The following is a 924-nucleotide window of genomic DNA, read 5'->3' on the forward strand; positions in this document are numbered from 1 at the left end:
TTGTAACTTTCGTTTGCACTGACTGATAAACGTGCGGTTGGGTTGTATACAGAAAGCCATTTAACATATCATGTAGATGTATAACATTCACAAGCAGCTTATTTTCAATTATTTATTTTGTCGCTTTTTAGCTGCATTTTCCTCCCTGAAAATTAACTACCACGATTTTACTTCCGCCAAGTCTCTTCAGTAGCTACACTCATGAAAGTGTTGGCCCAGTTGAAATGGCTAAGTTCTCCCCCATAGCGGTTGCTCTTAGTGGACGTTTTCTTAACTGTATCCGGAGGTATAGCTTTTTTGGATGTTACTTTTACTTACTCATTGCTGATTTATCACTTACCGTTAAATAAATTAGTAACCACTGGATAAATATATTTTCAACAATTGTTTTTATGTTTACGAAAGTTACAATGTAGAATTACTTTGCTTGTGAAAAGAGACATAGTTTCATATAAATTGACGAGTAAATTCGTTACTTATGGTGACTTTTCTGTGAAACCAATGTCACAGGTCTGACTTCGTTGTATTTCCATCCTTTATCCATATACACTATGACATGCATTAGTTTACATCCTCCCGGTTTCTCTTCGTTAGCAAAATTATATTTGTGTGAGTTTATTGCTTCGGTACGCAAAAATTCTGAGTAAATAAATCAAAGCGCTCATCTTAATCTTATTAATTGGAGAAACTCTGTTATAGGGATTCTTATCGCCGTATACCCTCTATCCATATAATTTTATGAAACACCATTTATTGACACTTGCCATGGCTATGGCAAGCTACTTCGATTGTTATGCTCAGTCGACCTGGGAAAAAGTCCCGCCCAACGTCACAAAAGGCGGCAATGAACAAACGGCTGTTGCAAGCTCAAAGCCATACAAAGACAAAGATTACAACTACGGTTCTGAAACGAACCCATCACCA

At 36.8% G+C, this 924-nt stretch carries 1 protein-coding gene; it reads left to right on the plus strand.

The window, feature by feature from the left end; all coding sequences use genetic code 11:
* Positions 1-738: 738 nt before the first annotated feature.
* On the plus strand, positions 739-924 hold a 186-nt coding region (locus RB622_RS30165), incomplete at its 3' end, for a hypothetical protein (RefSeq protein ID WP_308050565.1).

It is taken from the genome of Dyadobacter sp. LHD-138 (assembly GCF_030929615.1).
Taxonomy (GTDB): Bacteria; Bacteroidota; Bacteroidia; order Cytophagales; family Spirosomataceae; genus Dyadobacter.